At 35.3% G+C, this 15,291-nt stretch carries 16 protein-coding genes; 11 read left to right on the forward strand and 5 right to left on the reverse strand.

The features are described 5' to 3' along the window. Nucleotides 1–41: 41 nt before the first annotated feature. The 5 genes from yghU to KGI96_RS03525 form a co-directional block, all read right to left on the reverse strand. Nucleotides 42–821 (reverse strand): glutathione-dependent disulfide-bond oxidoreductase, encoded by a 780-nt coding sequence (gene yghU / locus KGI96_RS03505; RefSeq protein ID WP_211596890.1) that lies wholly within the window; start codon nt 819–821, stop codon nt 42–44. Between the two features lie 110 nt (nt 822–931). Then, nucleotides 932–1,558, reverse strand: coding sequence for a nitroreductase family protein (locus KGI96_RS03510; protein ID WP_211596891.1), 627 nt, complete (start codon nt 1,556–1,558; stop codon nt 932–934). Nucleotides 1,559–1,569: 11 nt separating this feature from the next. Next, nucleotides 1,570–2,430, reverse strand: a complete 861-nt coding sequence (hchA, locus tag KGI96_RS03515) for a glyoxalase III HchA (protein ID WP_211596892.1) — start codon at nt 2,428–2,430, stop codon at nt 1,570–1,572. A gap of 30 nt (nt 2,431–2,460) precedes the next feature. Continuing rightward, nucleotides 2,461–2,874, reverse strand: coding sequence for an organic hydroperoxide resistance protein (locus KGI96_RS03520; RefSeq protein ID WP_211596893.1), 414 nt, complete (start codon nt 2,872–2,874; stop codon nt 2,461–2,463). Nucleotides 2,875–2,886: 12 nt separating this feature from the next. Continuing rightward, nucleotides 2,887–4,050: an iron-containing alcohol dehydrogenase gene (locus KGI96_RS03525; RefSeq protein ID WP_211596894.1), complete on the reverse strand. Its 1,164-nt coding sequence runs from the start codon at nt 4,048–4,050 to the stop codon at nt 2,887–2,889. Nucleotides 4,051–4,191: 141 nt separating this feature from the next. Here KGI96_RS03525 and KGI96_RS03530 point away from each other — a divergent pair, with 141 nt between their 5' ends. The 11 genes from KGI96_RS03530 (at nt 4,192) to KGI96_RS03580 (ending at nt 15,272) form a co-directional block, all read left to right on the forward strand. After that, nucleotides 4,192–4,626 carry a MarR family winged helix-turn-helix transcriptional regulator gene (locus tag KGI96_RS03530; RefSeq protein WP_211596895.1) on the forward strand — a complete coding sequence of 145 codons (435 nt, stop codon included), beginning with the start codon at nt 4,192–4,194 and terminating at the stop codon, nt 4,624–4,626. A gap of 168 nt (nt 4,627–4,794) precedes the next feature. After that, nucleotides 4,795–5,460 carry a glutathione S-transferase family protein gene (locus KGI96_RS03535; protein ID WP_211596896.1) on the forward strand — a complete coding sequence of 222 codons (666 nt, stop codon included), beginning with the start codon at nt 4,795–4,797 and terminating at the stop codon, nt 5,458–5,460. A 305-nt stretch (nt 5,461–5,765) separates the two neighbouring features. Further along, on the forward strand, nt 5,766–6,443 hold the full coding sequence (locus KGI96_RS03540) for a response regulator transcription factor (RefSeq protein ID WP_213156553.1): 678 nt from the start codon (nt 5,766–5,768) through the stop codon (nt 6,441–6,443). A 58-nt stretch (nt 6,444–6,501) separates the two neighbouring features. Then, nucleotides 6,502–7,785, forward strand: coding sequence for a HAMP domain-containing sensor histidine kinase (locus tag KGI96_RS03545; RefSeq protein ID WP_213156554.1), 1,284 nt, complete (start codon nt 6,502–6,504; stop codon nt 7,783–7,785). Between the two features lie 12 nt (nt 7,786–7,797). Next, on the forward strand, nt 7,798–8,868 hold the full coding sequence (locus KGI96_RS03550) for a PDDEXK nuclease domain-containing protein (RefSeq protein ID WP_211596899.1): 1,071 nt from the start codon (nt 7,798–7,800) through the stop codon (nt 8,866–8,868). A 142-nt stretch (nt 8,869–9,010) separates the two neighbouring features. Beyond that, nucleotides 9,011–9,808, forward strand: a complete 798-nt coding sequence (locus tag KGI96_RS03555; RefSeq protein WP_211596900.1) for a PD-(D/E)XK nuclease domain-containing protein — start codon at nt 9,011–9,013, stop codon at nt 9,806–9,808. A 108-nt stretch (nt 9,809–9,916) separates the two neighbouring features. Continuing rightward, nucleotides 9,917–10,885, forward strand: coding sequence for an AAA family ATPase (locus KGI96_RS03560; RefSeq protein ID WP_211596901.1), 969 nt, complete (start codon nt 9,917–9,919; stop codon nt 10,883–10,885). Nucleotides 10,886–10,898: 13 nt separating this feature from the next. Continuing rightward, nucleotides 10,899–11,831: a DUF58 domain-containing protein gene (locus KGI96_RS03565; RefSeq protein WP_211596902.1), complete on the forward strand. Its 933-nt coding sequence runs from the start codon at nt 10,899–10,901 to the stop codon at nt 11,829–11,831. Further along, entirely contained in the window at nt 11,831–12,322 is a 492-nt protein-coding gene (locus KGI96_RS03570; protein ID WP_211596903.1) for a DUF4381 domain-containing protein, read from the forward strand. The genes KGI96_RS03565 and KGI96_RS03570 overlap by 1 nt, the downstream gene beginning before the upstream one ends. Continuing rightward, complete coding sequence (locus KGI96_RS03575; RefSeq protein WP_211596904.1) at nt 12,319–13,356, forward strand: vWA domain-containing protein; 1,038 nt, start codon at nt 12,319–12,321, stop codon at nt 13,354–13,356. The genes KGI96_RS03570 and KGI96_RS03575 overlap by 4 nt, the downstream gene beginning before the upstream one ends. 2 nt (nt 13,357–13,358) lie before the next feature. Next, nucleotides 13,359–15,272, forward strand: coding sequence for a VWA domain-containing protein (locus KGI96_RS03580; protein ID WP_211596905.1), 1,914 nt, complete (start codon nt 13,359–13,361; stop codon nt 15,270–15,272). Nucleotides 15,273–15,291 lie beyond the last annotated feature (19 nt).

Raw genomic sequence — 15,291 nt, forward strand, 5'->3', positions numbered from 1 at the left:
ATATACCTGATTTTCTGCCTACAGTGATACATTTTAACTACTTAGATTGGTTGTAATTCCATAATCATCGCGTTTTGAACGGCATCACGCTCGGAAATTTGCTTAGCCCAACGCATTAAGTGTTGATAGGATTTAATATCTAAAAATGTATCTGAACTTGTGTATAACTTACCCAATGCTAATTGTCCATACCACGCCCAAATCGCTATATCGGCAATGCTATAACCACACTTGCAGATATACTCACTATCCGCTAAATGCTTATTTAATAAATCTAATTGGCGTTTTGTTTCCATCGTAAAGCGGTCAATAGCATATTCTATCGGCTCTGGTGCGTAATGATAAAAATGCCCAAAACCACCACCTAAATACGGAGCAGAACCCATTTGCCACATCAACCACGACAAACATTCAGCTCGATCTTTGCCAGCTTTTGGTAAAAAGTATCCATATTTTTCTGCTAGATAGATTAAAATTGCTCCTGACTCAAATAACTTTATCGGTTCATCAAGTGACTGATCGAGCAAGGCAGGAATTTTAGAATTAGGGTTTATTGCTACAAAATCTGAACCAAATTGTTGTTGTTCTTCCATAATATTGATCTGATAGGCATCAAATTCAGCACCAGCTACATTCAAAAGTGCTAACTCTTTAAGCATTATATTGATTTTTATACCATTAGGCGTATTTAATGAATAGAGTTGTAATGGTTTATCGCCACGAGGTAATATTTGCTCAAATCTTGCCCCAGCAGTGGGGCGGTTAAAATGATGAGAATTTTCTTTATTTTTCCAAACTTTTGGCGGTGTGTAAGTCGTCATTACATTTACTCCTTTTTGTTGCTTTCTTTGTTTTAGAATAAGTCACAAGTAAAAATACCAAACCCGTTAACGGAATAAATCAACTGATGAGTATTTATTTTGTCCTAAACTTATTTAAAGGTGGTAATTTCTTCTGCATCAAGGCGAATACTACCGTGTGATTGATAATTTGCTTTACCAATTGCAATGATCATTACAGGTACATATCTTTCAGGATCAACGCCTAACGCCTCGGCAATTTTATCTTCTTCAAAACCACCAATAGCGTTGGTATCGTATCCATAAGCACGAGCAACCAACATTAATTGCATTGCCATTAAACTTGTATCAATTTTAACAATATCATTCATTTTTTGCTTAGAAGCATTTTCATAAAATGGCACAAACATTCCCATCAGCTCTTGCTTGATATTTTCAGGCATTAACCCTTTTTCAACCGCTCTTGAATAAATATCCTCCGCTTTTTGGTAACATTGCATATCGCCAAAAAGGACAATCATTGCTGCGGATGTATCATTTTGTCTTGTATTAAAGCGAATAAGTGGTCTTAAAATATCTTTTCCTTCTGGCGTATCCACGACAACAAATCGCCAAGGCTGTAAATTCACAGATGATGGTGCTTTTACTGCTTTATTAAGCATTTCTAGCATTTCTTCACGATCTATTTTGATATTTTCATCAAAAACTTTTATAGACGTTCGATTATAAACAATATCTTCAAAATTATTATTTTTCATATTTTTTCCTTTTATTTGTTGATTGATTTTAATAGTTCTTCTGCACACAATTTCCCAAAATCATTAGCGGCTTGTGGGCTTGCACCAGTAATCAATTTTCGGTCGATATAACAAGTTTTATCGGCTTTTTTATTGACAAAAGTAACACCTAAATTTTCCAATGTTTCACCAAATTTCCAAGTTAAATCTCCCGGCATATAGCCAATCATCGGTGTTTGTTTATCTACGCTATCAGGGAAGGCTGCCATTTTATAGCCTTTATAAATAAAATCTTTATCGGTGTCTAAATTCGCCGATAGTAAAGCCGCAGGAGCGTGGCAAATTGCCATCATATATAAATCTTTTTTGTGTGACCAATGAATGAGTTGGCTTAAATTTTTATCTTCGGGTAATCCAAGCATTGCACCGTGTCCACCAGGGATAAAAACAGCTACATAATCATCGTTATCATTTATTTTATGTTGTACAAAATCAGCTAAACTTTTAGGATTTTCAAATTGTGATTGATATTCTGAATAGATTTTTTGAACATTTTCATCTTTTTGTGGCATTGCCCACATTTCGATTTTTACTGATTTGCCTGTTGGTGTGTAAATATCAACATCAAAACCTGCGTTTTTAAGGTGTAACATAGGCAATAGCATTTCGACAGGATGGTTTCCTGTTGAAAATTTTGTGCCGTTTGCCATTGTCATATTTTGCTGTTCGGTACAGATCATTAAGATTTTTTTCGAGCCTTGATAGGTATTTTGATAAATTGAACCGTCAAAATCAGTTTTGTCTGATGTTGCTAGCTTTAAAGCAAGTTTTGACGGAATAAATGCACCGTCTTTGGTTGGTTGTGGTGCAAGTCCGAGTAGTTTTTTTAGCATAATGTTTTTTCTTTTATCAGACAAATGTATTTATTTTAAAGAGATCGTTACTTCAATATTGCCACGTGTGGCATTTGAATATGGACAAACTTGATGAGCTTTTTCAAGCAATTGTTGAGCAGTTTCTTTATCTACACCCTGAATGTCAGCGACTAAATTAACCGCTAATTCAAAACCACCTGTTGTATTTGGTAAAATACTTACCGTAGCTGTAATGGTGCTATCAATTTTCACTTTGGATTTTTGAGCCACTAAATTTAACGCACTATCAAAACACGCCGCATAGCCACCAGCAAATAATTGTTCAGGGTTAGTAAAGTCATCATTTTGACCACCTAATGCTTTTGGCATTCTGACTTCTAAATCTAATACACCATTATCTGATTTAATATTGCCATTTCTTCCACCAGTTACAGTAACCGTTGTTGAATATAATGTTTTCATTTTATTTTCCTTTTATTTTGTATAAGTGTTTTTTACAATTTGTTGTACATCATTAGGTGTAATAGCTTGATGTTCTCCAAGCCCTAACCAACCACGTTGAGTAAATCTTTCAGCGATAATTTCGGCACTATCATTGTAATCTTCCGTATAAGCTGATAGCGTCGTTTCGATACCTAATGAATTAAAAAATTGTTCTGTTTTTAAGATACCTTGCTGTGCTTTTTGTTCAAGATTACCTTCTGTAACTTGCCAAACTCGTTCAGCATATTGAGCTAATTTTTCTTTTTTAGTTTCAAAACAATGCTCATAATAGCGTGGAGCAACAATGGCTAAGGTACGTGCGTGATCAATACCAAACAATGCTGTTAATTCGTGTCCAATGGCGTGAACGCCCCAATCACTTGGTACGCCTTGACTGATCAATCCATTTAATGCCATCGTACACGACCACATAAAGTTAGAGGCTGCTTGATAATCGTTAGGATCATTCACAACAGTTTCACCCACTTCGATCAAGGTTTGTAAAATACTTTCAGCAAAACGATCTTGGAGTAAACCACCAGCTGGATACGTCATATATTGTTCTAAAACGTGAGTAAAAGCATCTATTACCCCATTTACCAATTGTTTTTTAGGCAAGGATTGAATAACCGTAGGATCAAGTACAGAACATTGAGGGAACAATAGTGGCGAACCAAAAGATAATTTTTCTTTTGTTGCTCGGCGAGAAACCACAGCACCTGAGTTCATTTCAGAACCCGTGGCGGGCAGTGTTAAAACAGCAGAAAAAGGTACGGCTAATTTTATTTCTGCTTTTTTGGCTAAAATATCCCAAGCATCGCCTTCATAGTGTGTGGCAGCCGAAATAAATTTTGCTCCATCAATCACTGAACCACCGCCTACTGCAAGAATATAATCAAGCTGATTTTCTTTAATCGTTTTAACCGCTTCCATTAAAACTTCATATTCAGGATTAGCAGGTACGCCACTAAATTCAATAAGGGTATAGTCTTTTAATGTATTGATAATTTGATCATAAACACCATTACGTTTAATACTTCCCCCACCATAGAGCATCAAAATTTTAGACTCTTTTGGAATTTCATTAGCTAAATTTGCTATTTGACCTTCTCCAAAAAGAATTTTTGTCGGGTTTTTGTATTGAAAGTTTTTCATCGTCATTCCTATTTTATAAGTTGTAATTGTTTTGTGTGCAAACTATTATATAGAAGAAAATTTTATTTGCAAGTACTTTGTGTACAAAATATTTTCTGTTATACTTATCCATACAAAATTTAATAATAGAAGGTAATAATAATGACAACAAATAACCAACAATTATCTAATCAGCTTTGTCATCGTTTCTATGTGATTTCAAATGCAATCACACGACGTTATAGAGCATCACTTGAAAAGATTGATCTAACTTATCCGCAATATGTGGCGATGATGGCTTTGTGGGAAGAGGATAATATTAGCGTTGGAGAATTACACAAAAAAACCTTAATTGATAATGGGTGCTTAACAGTAATGTTAAAAAAAATGTGTGATAAAAATTTAATTACATTAATATCGAGTGATACAGATAAGCGAATAAAAAAGGTAAAATTAACTGATAAAGGTCTTAAATTAAAAGTTATTGCTCAAAAGGAACGAGAAAAAATCCAACAAGAGCAAAAACAGATATTAAGTGAAACAGAATATCAACAGCTGATTTACTTATTAGATAAATTAAAATCAGATTTGATTTAGGTATAAAAAAGAGGAAAAGGATTGTTACAAGTAGTTTTTACTTTTATCGTAAATGTGTATTTTTAGATTTTATAGCGGTAAGATTTTTACCACTTTTTGCAAATTTATTTTCTCTCTCTATAAAAACAATTTATTAAAATCATCAATTAACATATCAAGGAGTTTAAAATGATTACATTACATCACCTAGAAAATTCACAATCTTTTCGCATTATTTGGTTGCTTGAAGAACTTAATGTACCTTATGAATTAAAGGTATATGCACGTGACAAAAAAACAATGCTCGCGCCCGCAGAATATAAAGCATTACATCCCGCAGGAACTGCACCGATTATTACTGACGGTGATATTGCTTTAGCTGAAACTAATGCGATTGTGGATTATATTTTAGATAAATATAGTGAAGAAGGGCAGAGACTGCGTCCTGCAAAAGATGATAAACAACGAGTACCTTATTTATATTGGTTTCATAGTGGGCAGGGGAGTTTAATGCCGATGTTGTTGTTAATATTTATTTTTAATGCAATGACGGAAAAAACACCTTTCTTAATACGTCCATTAATCAAACGTGTCACTCAAACGGCAGCAACATTTTTTCCAATGCCACGTATTAAAGCATTATTGGGTTATATGAATGATCATTTGGAAGAAAATCAATTTTTAGCAGGTGAGCAGTTAACCGCTGCGGATATTGTGACGAGCTTTGAATTACTCACTATTAATCGTCTTAAGTTATTTAATTTTCAGCGAGATTTTCCAAATATTGCTGATTATGTTGAGCGAGTTGAAGCGATTGAATCTTACAAAAACGCATTAGCAAAAAGTGAAAAGTAAAAAGTGAAAAGTAAGTTTGGTTAGTTTTGCAAATTTTATTTAAAAACTAACCGCTTAACTCATCCACTAAGTAGTCTAATTTAGCGATTATCTATATCAATTATTCTTTTTGTTTGTTGAGTGAATGGATTTATAAAAAAAACAGTGTTTCTTAAAATAATTTAAAGTGACTTTAAATTATGCTTTAGGCGTAGAACTACTTTCTAATGGTGTTGTATTTATGACATTAACATCATTGATCAAAACGAAAAATTGATTGTATGTTATAATTTATCCACTTATGTGATCACAAAAGAAATAGCACAATGAAAATCCTTTTAGCAGAAGATGATAACACTAACGGCGAATATATTCACAAAGGTTTGACGGAACAAGGTTATACCATTGATTGGGTAAAAGATGGACGTGAGGCATTGACCGCCTGTTTATACAACGAAATTGATCTTGCGATTATCGACCGTATGATGCCAGAATTAGACGGCTTATCCGTTGTTAAGGCGTTACGTTCTGCTAAATGTGATATTCCTGTGATTTTTTTGACCGCTTTGGGCGACGTTGATGATCGAGTGGAAGGGCTATTGGCAGGAGGCGATGACTACATTGTTAAGCCTTTTCATTTATCAGAGTTATTAGCCCGTATTGTCGTGTTAGGAAGACGTCCTAAAGCCACCACAGATAATACATTATTACAAGTACACGATTTAACCCTGAACTTACTTACACGTGAAGCACATCGACAGGGACAATTCATTGAATTAGCAGGTAAAGAATTTGCATTATTGGAAATTTTAATGCAAAACGCTGGACATATTATTACCAAAACAACCTTATTAGAAAAAGTGTGGGATTTTAACTTCAATCCAGGGACGACAATTATCGAAACGCATATCAGTAATTTACGCCAGAAAATTGATAAGCCCTTTAATATCTCATTATTACATACCGTTCGCAATATGGGGTATTGTTTACGTGCACCAAAATAACTTTTTTATTTTATCAGGAAATCCCCTAAAAACAGCCGTACAAATTGTACTGAGTTTTGTGCTATTACTTTTGGCGTCTGGTTATGTATTGGTGGCGAGCGTAAGTAATACGCTCAATGCTGAATTACAAACCCAAATTATTGAAGAAACTAAATTTTTAAAAGATATTTATCAACAAAATGGCATAACTGGGCTAACTCAAGCCTTACAACAAGTCTCATCATCGGAACGCCTTGTTGATGCTTTTGATGATAATGGATTAAGTTTAACAGGACGTATTAAAAATCTTCCCTCTATTCACGTTAACCAGCAATTCTTTACCTTTTCAGATAAGCAGTTTTCTCATCAAAATTATTTAACTTATCGCCTTAAACTGAATAAAACCACGCTTATCGTTGGACGTGGTAATAACATTATTCACATTGCAAAACAACGGCTTATTCTTGGTTTTATTATTGCTGGGCTAATTTTTATTATTACGGCGTTATTTATTGGTTATTGGTTTAGTCGCCGTTCAGCAAATAAACTCAAACAATTTGAACACACCCTTACCGAAATCGCTAACGGCAATTTATCTGCACGTTTACCCGTTGCAGAACCGATGCAACAAATTGATATGGTCGCTTGTAAAATCAACACAGAATTACACCGCTTACAGCAGTTAGTTCACAGTGTGCAAAACACCAGTAAAGCGATTGCTCACGATCTAAAAACACCTCTTTCTCGATCACAGATTGCATTATTATCCGCTCTTGATTGTTGTGATAATAATCAAGATCCCGCTGGATATGTGCAACAAGCACTCGATGAAAATATTCACTTAAATGAACTTTTTGAAACCTTATTACGCATTTCTCGATTGCAAACACAGCCTACTAATACTGCAACATTTAGCACTTTTGCAATTGCTCCGATACTAACAGAAATTATCGATTTTTTAACCCCAAATGCTGAGCTAAACGGACAAACTTTACATTTTGAATGCGATACAAATTTACACGCCACCGCCGATAAAACAATGATCCAACAAGCGGTCATGAATTTGATCAATAATGCAATTATTCATTCAGGAAAGCATACCACAATCAAGGTTACCGCAAAAAAATCTGCTGATAATTTGATCATTAGCGTATGTGATACAGGCAAAGGCATTGATAAATCTGATTATGATAAAGTACTCGAACCTTTCTACCGCCTAGATAGTTCTCGCTCTACTTCTGGCAACGGTTTGGGATTAGCTTTAGTTCAAGCGATTGCAGAATATCATCAGGGAAAATTAGAATTGGGGGAGAATGAACCACAGGGATTGTGTGTGAGTTTGGTACTAGCATATAGCGATTAAAGGAAGATTAAAATGACAGAGATAAAAACATATAACACTGAATATACAAATTGGCTCCAAGAAATCAAAGATAGTGTTCGTAAAGCACAAGTTAGAACAGCTTTAGTAGCAAATGCATCTTTGATTGAGTTTTATTGGAATTTAGGGCGTGAAATTTTTGAAAAACAGCAACAAGCCCAATGGGGAACAAAAATTTTAGACCAACTTTCTGCTGATTTACAATCTGAGTTTCCAAATATTAAAGGTTTATCAAAAACGAACTTAAAATATTGTAGTCGTTTTTATCAATTCTATGCAATTAGTCAACAGCCTGTTGACCAAATTCAACTTGTTGAAAATAAACAGATTGATCATTTTATGCCTTTGGTTTTACAAATTCCGTGGGGACATAATATTCACATATTTACCAAAGTAAACCATATCGAACAAGCAAAATTCTATATCCAACAAACCATAGAAAATAGTTGGAGTAGAGATATGTTAGCCTTGCAAATAAAATCAGATTTATACCACAGACAAGGTAAAGCGATTAATAATTTTCAAGATACGTTGCCAAAACCACAATCTGATTTGGCAGAGCAAACCATTAAAGACCCTTATACCTTTGATTTTCTTTCGATGACTGAACCATATAATGAACGAGATATTGAATTACAATTAATCGAACATATTTCTAAATTTTTATTGGAATTAGGTAAAGGTTTTGCTTTTGTCGGTCGACAATACCATATTGAAGTTGATGAAAGTGATTATTATATGGACTTGTTATTCTATCACACACGCCTAAAATGTTATGTTGTTATTGAATTAAAAAATACAAAATTTAAACCTGAATATGCAGGAAAATTAAACTTTTATCTATCCGCAGTAGATAGTTTAATAAAAGCTGACGATGATAATCCAACGATTGGCATTTTATTATGTCGAGATAAAAAGAAATTAGAAACAGAATTTGCATTACGCGGAATGACAAAACCAATCGGTGTGAGCGAGTTTAACTTAACAGAAATTTTGCCTGATAATTTAAAATCTAATTTGCCAACTATTGAAGAATTAGAGAATATGACAAATGATATTAACTAGAGATATCTTTAGTTAAAGAGATTGTGTGTGAGTTTGGTGTTAAAATAATTCGAATAAAATTTATATTAGTACTTTTTTATTATCACGAATACAGTAACTATTTTTGAAAATTAAATTTTAAAAGTTCTAAAGGAGAAAATATATGAAAAAAGAAAAAGCGATAGAATTACTACAAAAACAGATCAATTTAATCGATGGAATAAAACAAAAACAAAGATTCTCACAAGAATATAAGAAGTGGTATCGAGATACTGAAATTATAATTGAAAAGATATTTGGAGATAATACTCGCCACCTAAAAGATTTTGATAAAATATCATATTCTTTATGTGCTTTTACTACTTCAACACCAGATTATAAATTCGATCAAGCTTTTATAAATGGAATGGAAAGTGCTCGCTCAATATTGACATCAATGCAAGATGAATTAATAGAATTTGGAGATTTAGAAAAAGATAATTTGATAGATGAAAATCCTCTTATTAAAATTAAAAAAATTTGTAATAGATTTCATTTAATAACAAATCAATTAAGGGCTAGATATGATAACCGTGATACATTGGATGTTGAAGATGAAGATGAATATGATGTTCAAGATTTACTTCACGCAATTTTAAAATTAGAGTTTGATGATATAAGACCTGAAGAGTGGTGTCCTAGCTATGCTGGGAAAGCATCTAGAGTTGATTTTCTTTTAAAAAAAGAGGAAATAATAATAGAAGTTAAAAAAACAAGAAAAGGTCTTACACATAAAGAAGTTGGAGATCAATTATTAATTGATATTCAACGATACCAGCAACACCCAAATTGTAAATATTTAATTTGCTTTGTATATGATCCAGAAGGGCGTATTAGAAATCCGAAAGGAATAGAAAATGATTTAACAAAATTAGATAATGGTATGCAAATTATTACTATAATTACTCCGAAAGGGACATAATTATAGCTCCCCAAACCTTAATTTTTCTTAAACTTCACTTTAATTTCTCTTAAACTCCATTTGTTATTATACTAGTATCAAAATATAGAATAACGAATGGAGTTTACAATGACAAATACACAAAAAAATCCCCTGATTCACGATTTAAGAGATTATATGAATAAACGTATTATCGGACAAGCCAACTTTGTCGATCGTTTATTATTGGCCTTATTTGCCGATGGGCATATTTTATTAGAAGGGGCACCGGGATTGGCGAAAACCAAAGCCGTCAATACCTTAGCAAGTAAAATAAAATGTGATGCAAGAAGTATTCAGTTTACGCCAGATTTATTGCCGAGCGATTTAACTGGTACGGATATTTTCCGTCCTGAACAAGGAACGTTTACTTTTCAATCTGGTCCGCTATTTCACAATTTAGTGCTTGCTGATGAAATTAACCGTGCACCAGCCAAAGTGCAATCAGCATTATTAGAAGCAATGGCAGAGCGTCAGGTTACGGTTGGCGGTAAAACTTATCCATTGCCTCCTTTATTTATGGTGTTAGCAACCCAAAATCCGATTGAGCAAGAGGGGACTTATCCTTTACCAGAAGCACAGTTAGACCGTTTTCTGTTGCAAGTGAATATTGATTATCCAAGTGCAGAGGCAGAACGAGAAATCTTAAAGCTAGTGCATAATGAAGCAATAGGTAAAGCAGAGGAAAATACATCAATGATTGCCATTGAAGATATATTTACCGCTCGCCAAGAAGCCTTACAAACGCACGTTTCTGAGTCTCTTATTGAGTATATTATTCAATTGATTCAAGCAACACGCTATCCTGAAAAATATGGCGATGATTTAGCTGGAATGATTGATTTTGGTGCAAGTCCTCGTGCCACTATTGCTCTTGAACGTTGTGCTAGAGTGTATGCGTGGATGCGTGGTTCAGAATTTGCCACACCACAAGATGTACAAGCAATCGCTCACGATGTATTACGCCACAGAATTTTATTAAGTTTTGAGGCAGAGGCTGATGGGGTGACGACGGATCAACTGATTGATAAACTTATTGCTCGTGTTCCTGTGATTTAAGCGGAGGCATACGATGACACATTTTACAGGTATTGTTGCTGAATTAAATGAACTGATTCAAGCTCGCCCTAGTAAAGCAGTAACAGGATTCGCTCCTTCGGGAAAGGTATCAACACATCAATGGGGAAGTAATCGGTCAATTTTTAAAGGACGAGGAATGGAGTTTGCGGAATCACGTGGCTATCAAGAAGGCGATGATGTTCGCAATATTGACTGGCGTGTTACCGCTCGTACAGGCAAAACGCATACTAAGTTATTTCAAGAAGAGCGTGAACGTCCTGTGCATTTACTTGTTGATATGCGTGCGATGATGAAATTTGGTACTCGTGTTCGTTTTAAATCAAATTTAGCTGCATTGATTTCCGCAGAATTGGCGTGGGTAGGACACGATGGGGGCGATCGTGTGGGTGGACAAATTTTGACATCTGACGGTATTGTTGATTTTCGTGCAGCTCGTACTCGTCGTGCGGTATTGCGATTTCTAGAAGCGGTCTCTTTTAATACAAAATTAACAAATAATCCTGAAAAATTGCAAAATTCATCAGAAAAACAACCGCTTACATTGGCACAAGGTATTCATCGTTTGCGTAAAAGTTGTCGTCCTGGGACACTGGCATTTATTATCAGTGATTTCAGTGATTTTGATGAGCAGACTGCCAAAGAGTTGGTGCGATTAGCTACGCATACACAAGTTACCACAATTCAAATCAGCGATCCCCTTGATCAAGCATTGCCTCCACAAGGTCGATTAAGTGATGGTCAATCGGTAGTTGCATTAGGTGGTTTGAGCAAACAGCAACTTGCATCTTATGAACAGGCGTATCGTAACCGTCAGCAACAGTTAGAAAAAATTTGTCGCCAAAATCGAATTGTGATTCATCAATTACAAACGAGTGATGATCCAAGTGTCATATTGAAACCACAGCAAAAATCACGGAGGACTTGATGTCTCAAACAACGTTAACCCCTGATATTCAGGCTCAACTTGAACAGCTTAAAGATATTCATTTACCCGCCCCGATTTCGTGGTGGCCTTTGGCGATCGGTTGGTGGATTTTAATTGCAATTGCCTTGATTTCTTTTATCGCAGGTATTTGGTGGTGGTTCAAGAAAAGCTCACGTTTGAAAAAAAGCGTATTAGCTGAATTGCACGGTTTACCAAGTGATAATCCGATTTTGTTTATCAGCGAATTATCGGCACTGCTACGACGTGTGGCAATTTACCGCTACGGTCAAGCTTATTCCGTGCATAATTTAAGCGGTCAAAAATGGGCAAATTTTCTCAATCAAGGGGATAAAGGCATAGCAATGCCATTGGCAAATATGATTGCTAATGCACCTTATAGTAATAATGTATCAAGCGGGTTTGATGCGAATGCGTTACGCCAAGAGGCTGAGCGTTGGATTGTTCATCAACTCAAAAGGGGAAAAAAATGACTTTTTTATGGATTTGGATGTTTGCGTTATTACCACTTCCGTTAGTGTTACGCTATTTTTCAAAAAAAGAAACTAACGATAAGAATGCCTTAAATGGTGCGTTAAATGTCCCTTTTTTTGCCAAGCTACAACGTCAGTTTGGCGGATCGGTAAATCATAAAAAAATATCATTGGGAAAAGTATTATTGCTCTCTTTGGCGTGGATTTTTTTGGTAACCGCGTTGGCACGTCCTGCTTTTGTGGGTAAAGAAGTACCCTTGCCTGCCAAAGGGCGAGATTTAATGCTGGCGATTGATTTATCTGGTTCGATGGCTGAACGTGATTTAGGGACAGGTACAAATCGTTTATCGGTGGTTAAACAAGCAGCGGATAATTTCATTTCTCAACGAAAAGGAGACCGCTTAGGCTTAATTTTATTTTCTGATCGTGCTTATTTGCAAGCACCTTTAACCTTTGATCTTCAAGTGGTGCAATCCTTATTAAAAGAGGCACAAGTTGGTTTAACAGGACAAAAAACAGCGATTGGTGATGCGATTGCCGTCGCATTGAAACGCTTAAAAGATATTCCACAAAATAATAAAAATACAGGAAAAGATAGCCGTGTTTTAGTTTTGCTAACCGATGGGGCAAATAATGCGGGCGTAATGCAACCACTGAAAGCGGCACAATTAGCCAAAAAATTAGGGATTAAAATTTATACCATTGGGGTGGGTGGAAACGGTCAAGTGATTGATACGCCTTTTGGCAGACAGCGTATTGCTACCAGCGATTTAGATGAAACAACATTAACTCAAATTGCTCAGCTTACAGGTGGAAAATACTTTCGTGCAACTGATGCTCAGGGCTTAAAGAATATTTATAAAGATATAAATAAATTAGAACCTGTTTCAGGTGAGCCTATTTTTGTTCGTCCTGAAATTGCATTGTATTACTATCCTGCAACACTCTCACTAGGATTGTTAATATTATTGATGTTGTGGCAAGTTGTACCACATACTATCTTAAATTCTCGACAAGTAAATAAAGGAGAATAATAATGACTGAATTTATACAACAATTTCACTTTTTACGTCCGATGTGGTTACTATTATTAGTCCCACTCTTAGCGTTAGTGTGGTTGTTCTTCCGTCATCGCAATCAACAAAATAGTAGCGACTGGCATTCATACGTTGATGCACATTTATTAAAACATTTAGCGATCAACCTAAATATCAAAAAAAGTCGTCCTTATGTTTCGTGGTTATCAATACTCGTAAGTAGTATTTTTGTGCTGGGAATTGCGGGCCCTACGTGGCAAAAAACTGACGTGCCGTCTTTTACAAGTAATGAACCGACCGTATTAGTGTTGAGTTTGGCACAATCAATGAATGCTGATGATATTAAACCGAGTCGCTTACAGCGTTCGGTACATAAAATTTATGACATTTTAGCTAAAACACAAGGGGACGAGCGTGGCTTAGTGATTTATTCGGATACTTCTTTTATTGCGACACCATTAACGAATGATGCCAAAATTATTGAGCAAATGTTACCTGAATTATCGACAACTTTAATGCCTGTGCTTGGTAATCGTCCTGATTTAGGGATTGAAACGGCAACGGATATGTTACAACGCTCAAATGCGAAACGTGGACGTATTGTGCTACTTGCCGATAATTTAGGTGATAATCAGAATGCGACAATAACAGCGGTGAAAAAAGCAAAATCCAACGGCTATCAAGTCTCTATTCTTGGCGTTGGAACGGAAAAAGGGGCATTATTACAAACCGCCGATGGACGTAAAATTACACAATCGGGACAAAATATAACAATGAAATTACCTGTTCAAGCAATGGAAGAATTAGCAAATATGGGCAATGGCATATTTAGCCAAATCACTCCAAATGATAACGATGTGAATCAACTATTAGCAAATAGTGAAAGTAAGTTTAAAGATGGAGTGAAAAAACAAAGCCAAAAATCAGATGATTGGCACGATATGGGTTATTGGTTTTTATTACTTCCAGCCGTTTTCATCGCATTTGCTTTTCGTCGTAACAGTAGTTTATTGATGCTCGCAATGGCATTTGTGATTGCTCCAAGTATTATGCCACAATCGGCTTATGCTCAGGATAAAATCCAAAATAGTAAACAGATTGGCTCAGTTTGGAAAGATTTATGGCAAACCTCCGATCAACAGGGACAACAAGCCTTTGATAGCAAAGATTATCAAACTGCTGCGAATATTTTTGCAAATAATGATTGGAAAGCTACCGCTAATTATCGAGCGAAGGATTATGAAAATGCAGCAAAAATGTATAAAAAACAAAAACAAGCTTATAATTTAGGCAATGCCTTAGCAAAATCAGGCGATTTACAAGGTGCTTTAAATGCTTATGAAAGTTATTTAAAAGAGAAACCAAAAGATAGTGATGCCGTTTTTAATCGTGATTTAGTGAAAAAATTACTAGAAAAACAGAAAAAACAGCAACAACAAAACAAGCAAGATAAAAAGGATAAGCAAAACCAAAAAGATCAACAGGGTCAAAAAGGTAAACAAGACCCAAAAGATCAACAAGGTCAAAAAGGTAAACAAGACCCAAAAGATCAACAAGGTCAAAAAGGCAAACAAGCCCAAGAAGACCAACAAGGTCAAAAAAGCAAACAAGCCCAAAAAGACCAACAAGGTCAAAACGATAAACAGAACCAAAAAGACCAACAAGCTCAAAACGGTAAGCAAAACCCAAAAGATCAACAAGGTCAAAGAGGTAAGCAAAACCAAGAAGATAAACGATCTCAAAGTAATGCGGCAAAACCAACAGAAGAAATGGATAAACCAAGTGAAGAGATGAGTTCCATAAAGGGTATTCCACCACTTGATCAAGCGACAGAGCAACAACTTCGCCAAGTGCCTGATGATCCATCGGGTTTATTGAAAGCAAGAATTCGCCAACATTACTATGGGCAGTAATCAATTGAGCAAGGGATTC

This window comes from Phocoenobacter atlanticus subsp. cyclopteri (assembly GCF_018343795.1).
In the GTDB taxonomy this organism is placed as follows: domain Bacteria; phylum Pseudomonadota; class Gammaproteobacteria; order Enterobacterales; family Pasteurellaceae; genus Phocoenobacter; species Phocoenobacter atlanticus.

What these genes read in the sequence shown, in the direction of transcription:
- yghU (WP_211596890.1), bottom strand. Translation starts at nt 821, where the DNA reads ATGACGACTTACACACCGCCAAAAGTTTGGAAAAATAAAGAAAATTCT.
- KGI96_RS03510 (WP_211596891.1), bottom strand. Translation starts at nt 1,558, where the DNA reads ATGAAAAATAATAATTTTGAAGATATTGTTTATAATCGAACGTCTATA.
- hchA (WP_211596892.1), bottom strand. Translation starts at nt 2,430, where the DNA reads ATGCTAAAAAAACTACTCGGACTTGCACCACAACCAACCAAAGACGGT.
- KGI96_RS03520 (WP_211596893.1), bottom strand. Translation starts at nt 2,874, where the DNA reads ATGAAAACATTATATTCAACAACGGTTACTGTAACTGGTGGAAGAAAT.
- KGI96_RS03525 (WP_211596894.1), bottom strand. Translation starts at nt 4,050, where the DNA reads ATGAAAAACTTTCAATACAAAAACCCGACAAAAATTCTTTTTGGAGAA.
- KGI96_RS03530 (WP_211596895.1), top strand. Translation starts at nt 4,192, where the DNA reads ATGACAACAAATAACCAACAATTATCTAATCAGCTTTGTCATCGTTTC.
- KGI96_RS03535 (WP_211596896.1), top strand. Translation starts at nt 4,795, where the DNA reads ATGATTACATTACATCACCTAGAAAATTCACAATCTTTTCGCATTATT.
- KGI96_RS03540 (WP_213156553.1), top strand. Translation starts at nt 5,766, where the DNA reads ATGAAAATCCTTTTAGCAGAAGATGATAACACTAACGGCGAATATATT.
- KGI96_RS03550 (WP_211596899.1), top strand. Translation starts at nt 7,798, where the DNA reads ATGACAGAGATAAAAACATATAACACTGAATATACAAATTGGCTCCAA.
- KGI96_RS03555 (WP_211596900.1), top strand. Translation starts at nt 9,011, where the DNA reads ATGAAAAAAGAAAAAGCGATAGAATTACTACAAAAACAGATCAATTTA.
- KGI96_RS03560 (WP_211596901.1), top strand. Translation starts at nt 9,917, where the DNA reads ATGACAAATACACAAAAAAATCCCCTGATTCACGATTTAAGAGATTAT.
- KGI96_RS03565 (WP_211596902.1), top strand. Translation starts at nt 10,899, where the DNA reads ATGACACATTTTACAGGTATTGTTGCTGAATTAAATGAACTGATTCAA.
- KGI96_RS03570 (WP_211596903.1), top strand. Translation starts at nt 11,831, where the DNA reads ATGTCTCAAACAACGTTAACCCCTGATATTCAGGCTCAACTTGAACAG.
- KGI96_RS03575 (WP_211596904.1), top strand. Translation starts at nt 12,319, where the DNA reads ATGACTTTTTTATGGATTTGGATGTTTGCGTTATTACCACTTCCGTTA.
- KGI96_RS03580 (WP_211596905.1), top strand. Translation starts at nt 13,359, where the DNA reads ATGACTGAATTTATACAACAATTTCACTTTTTACGTCCGATGTGGTTA.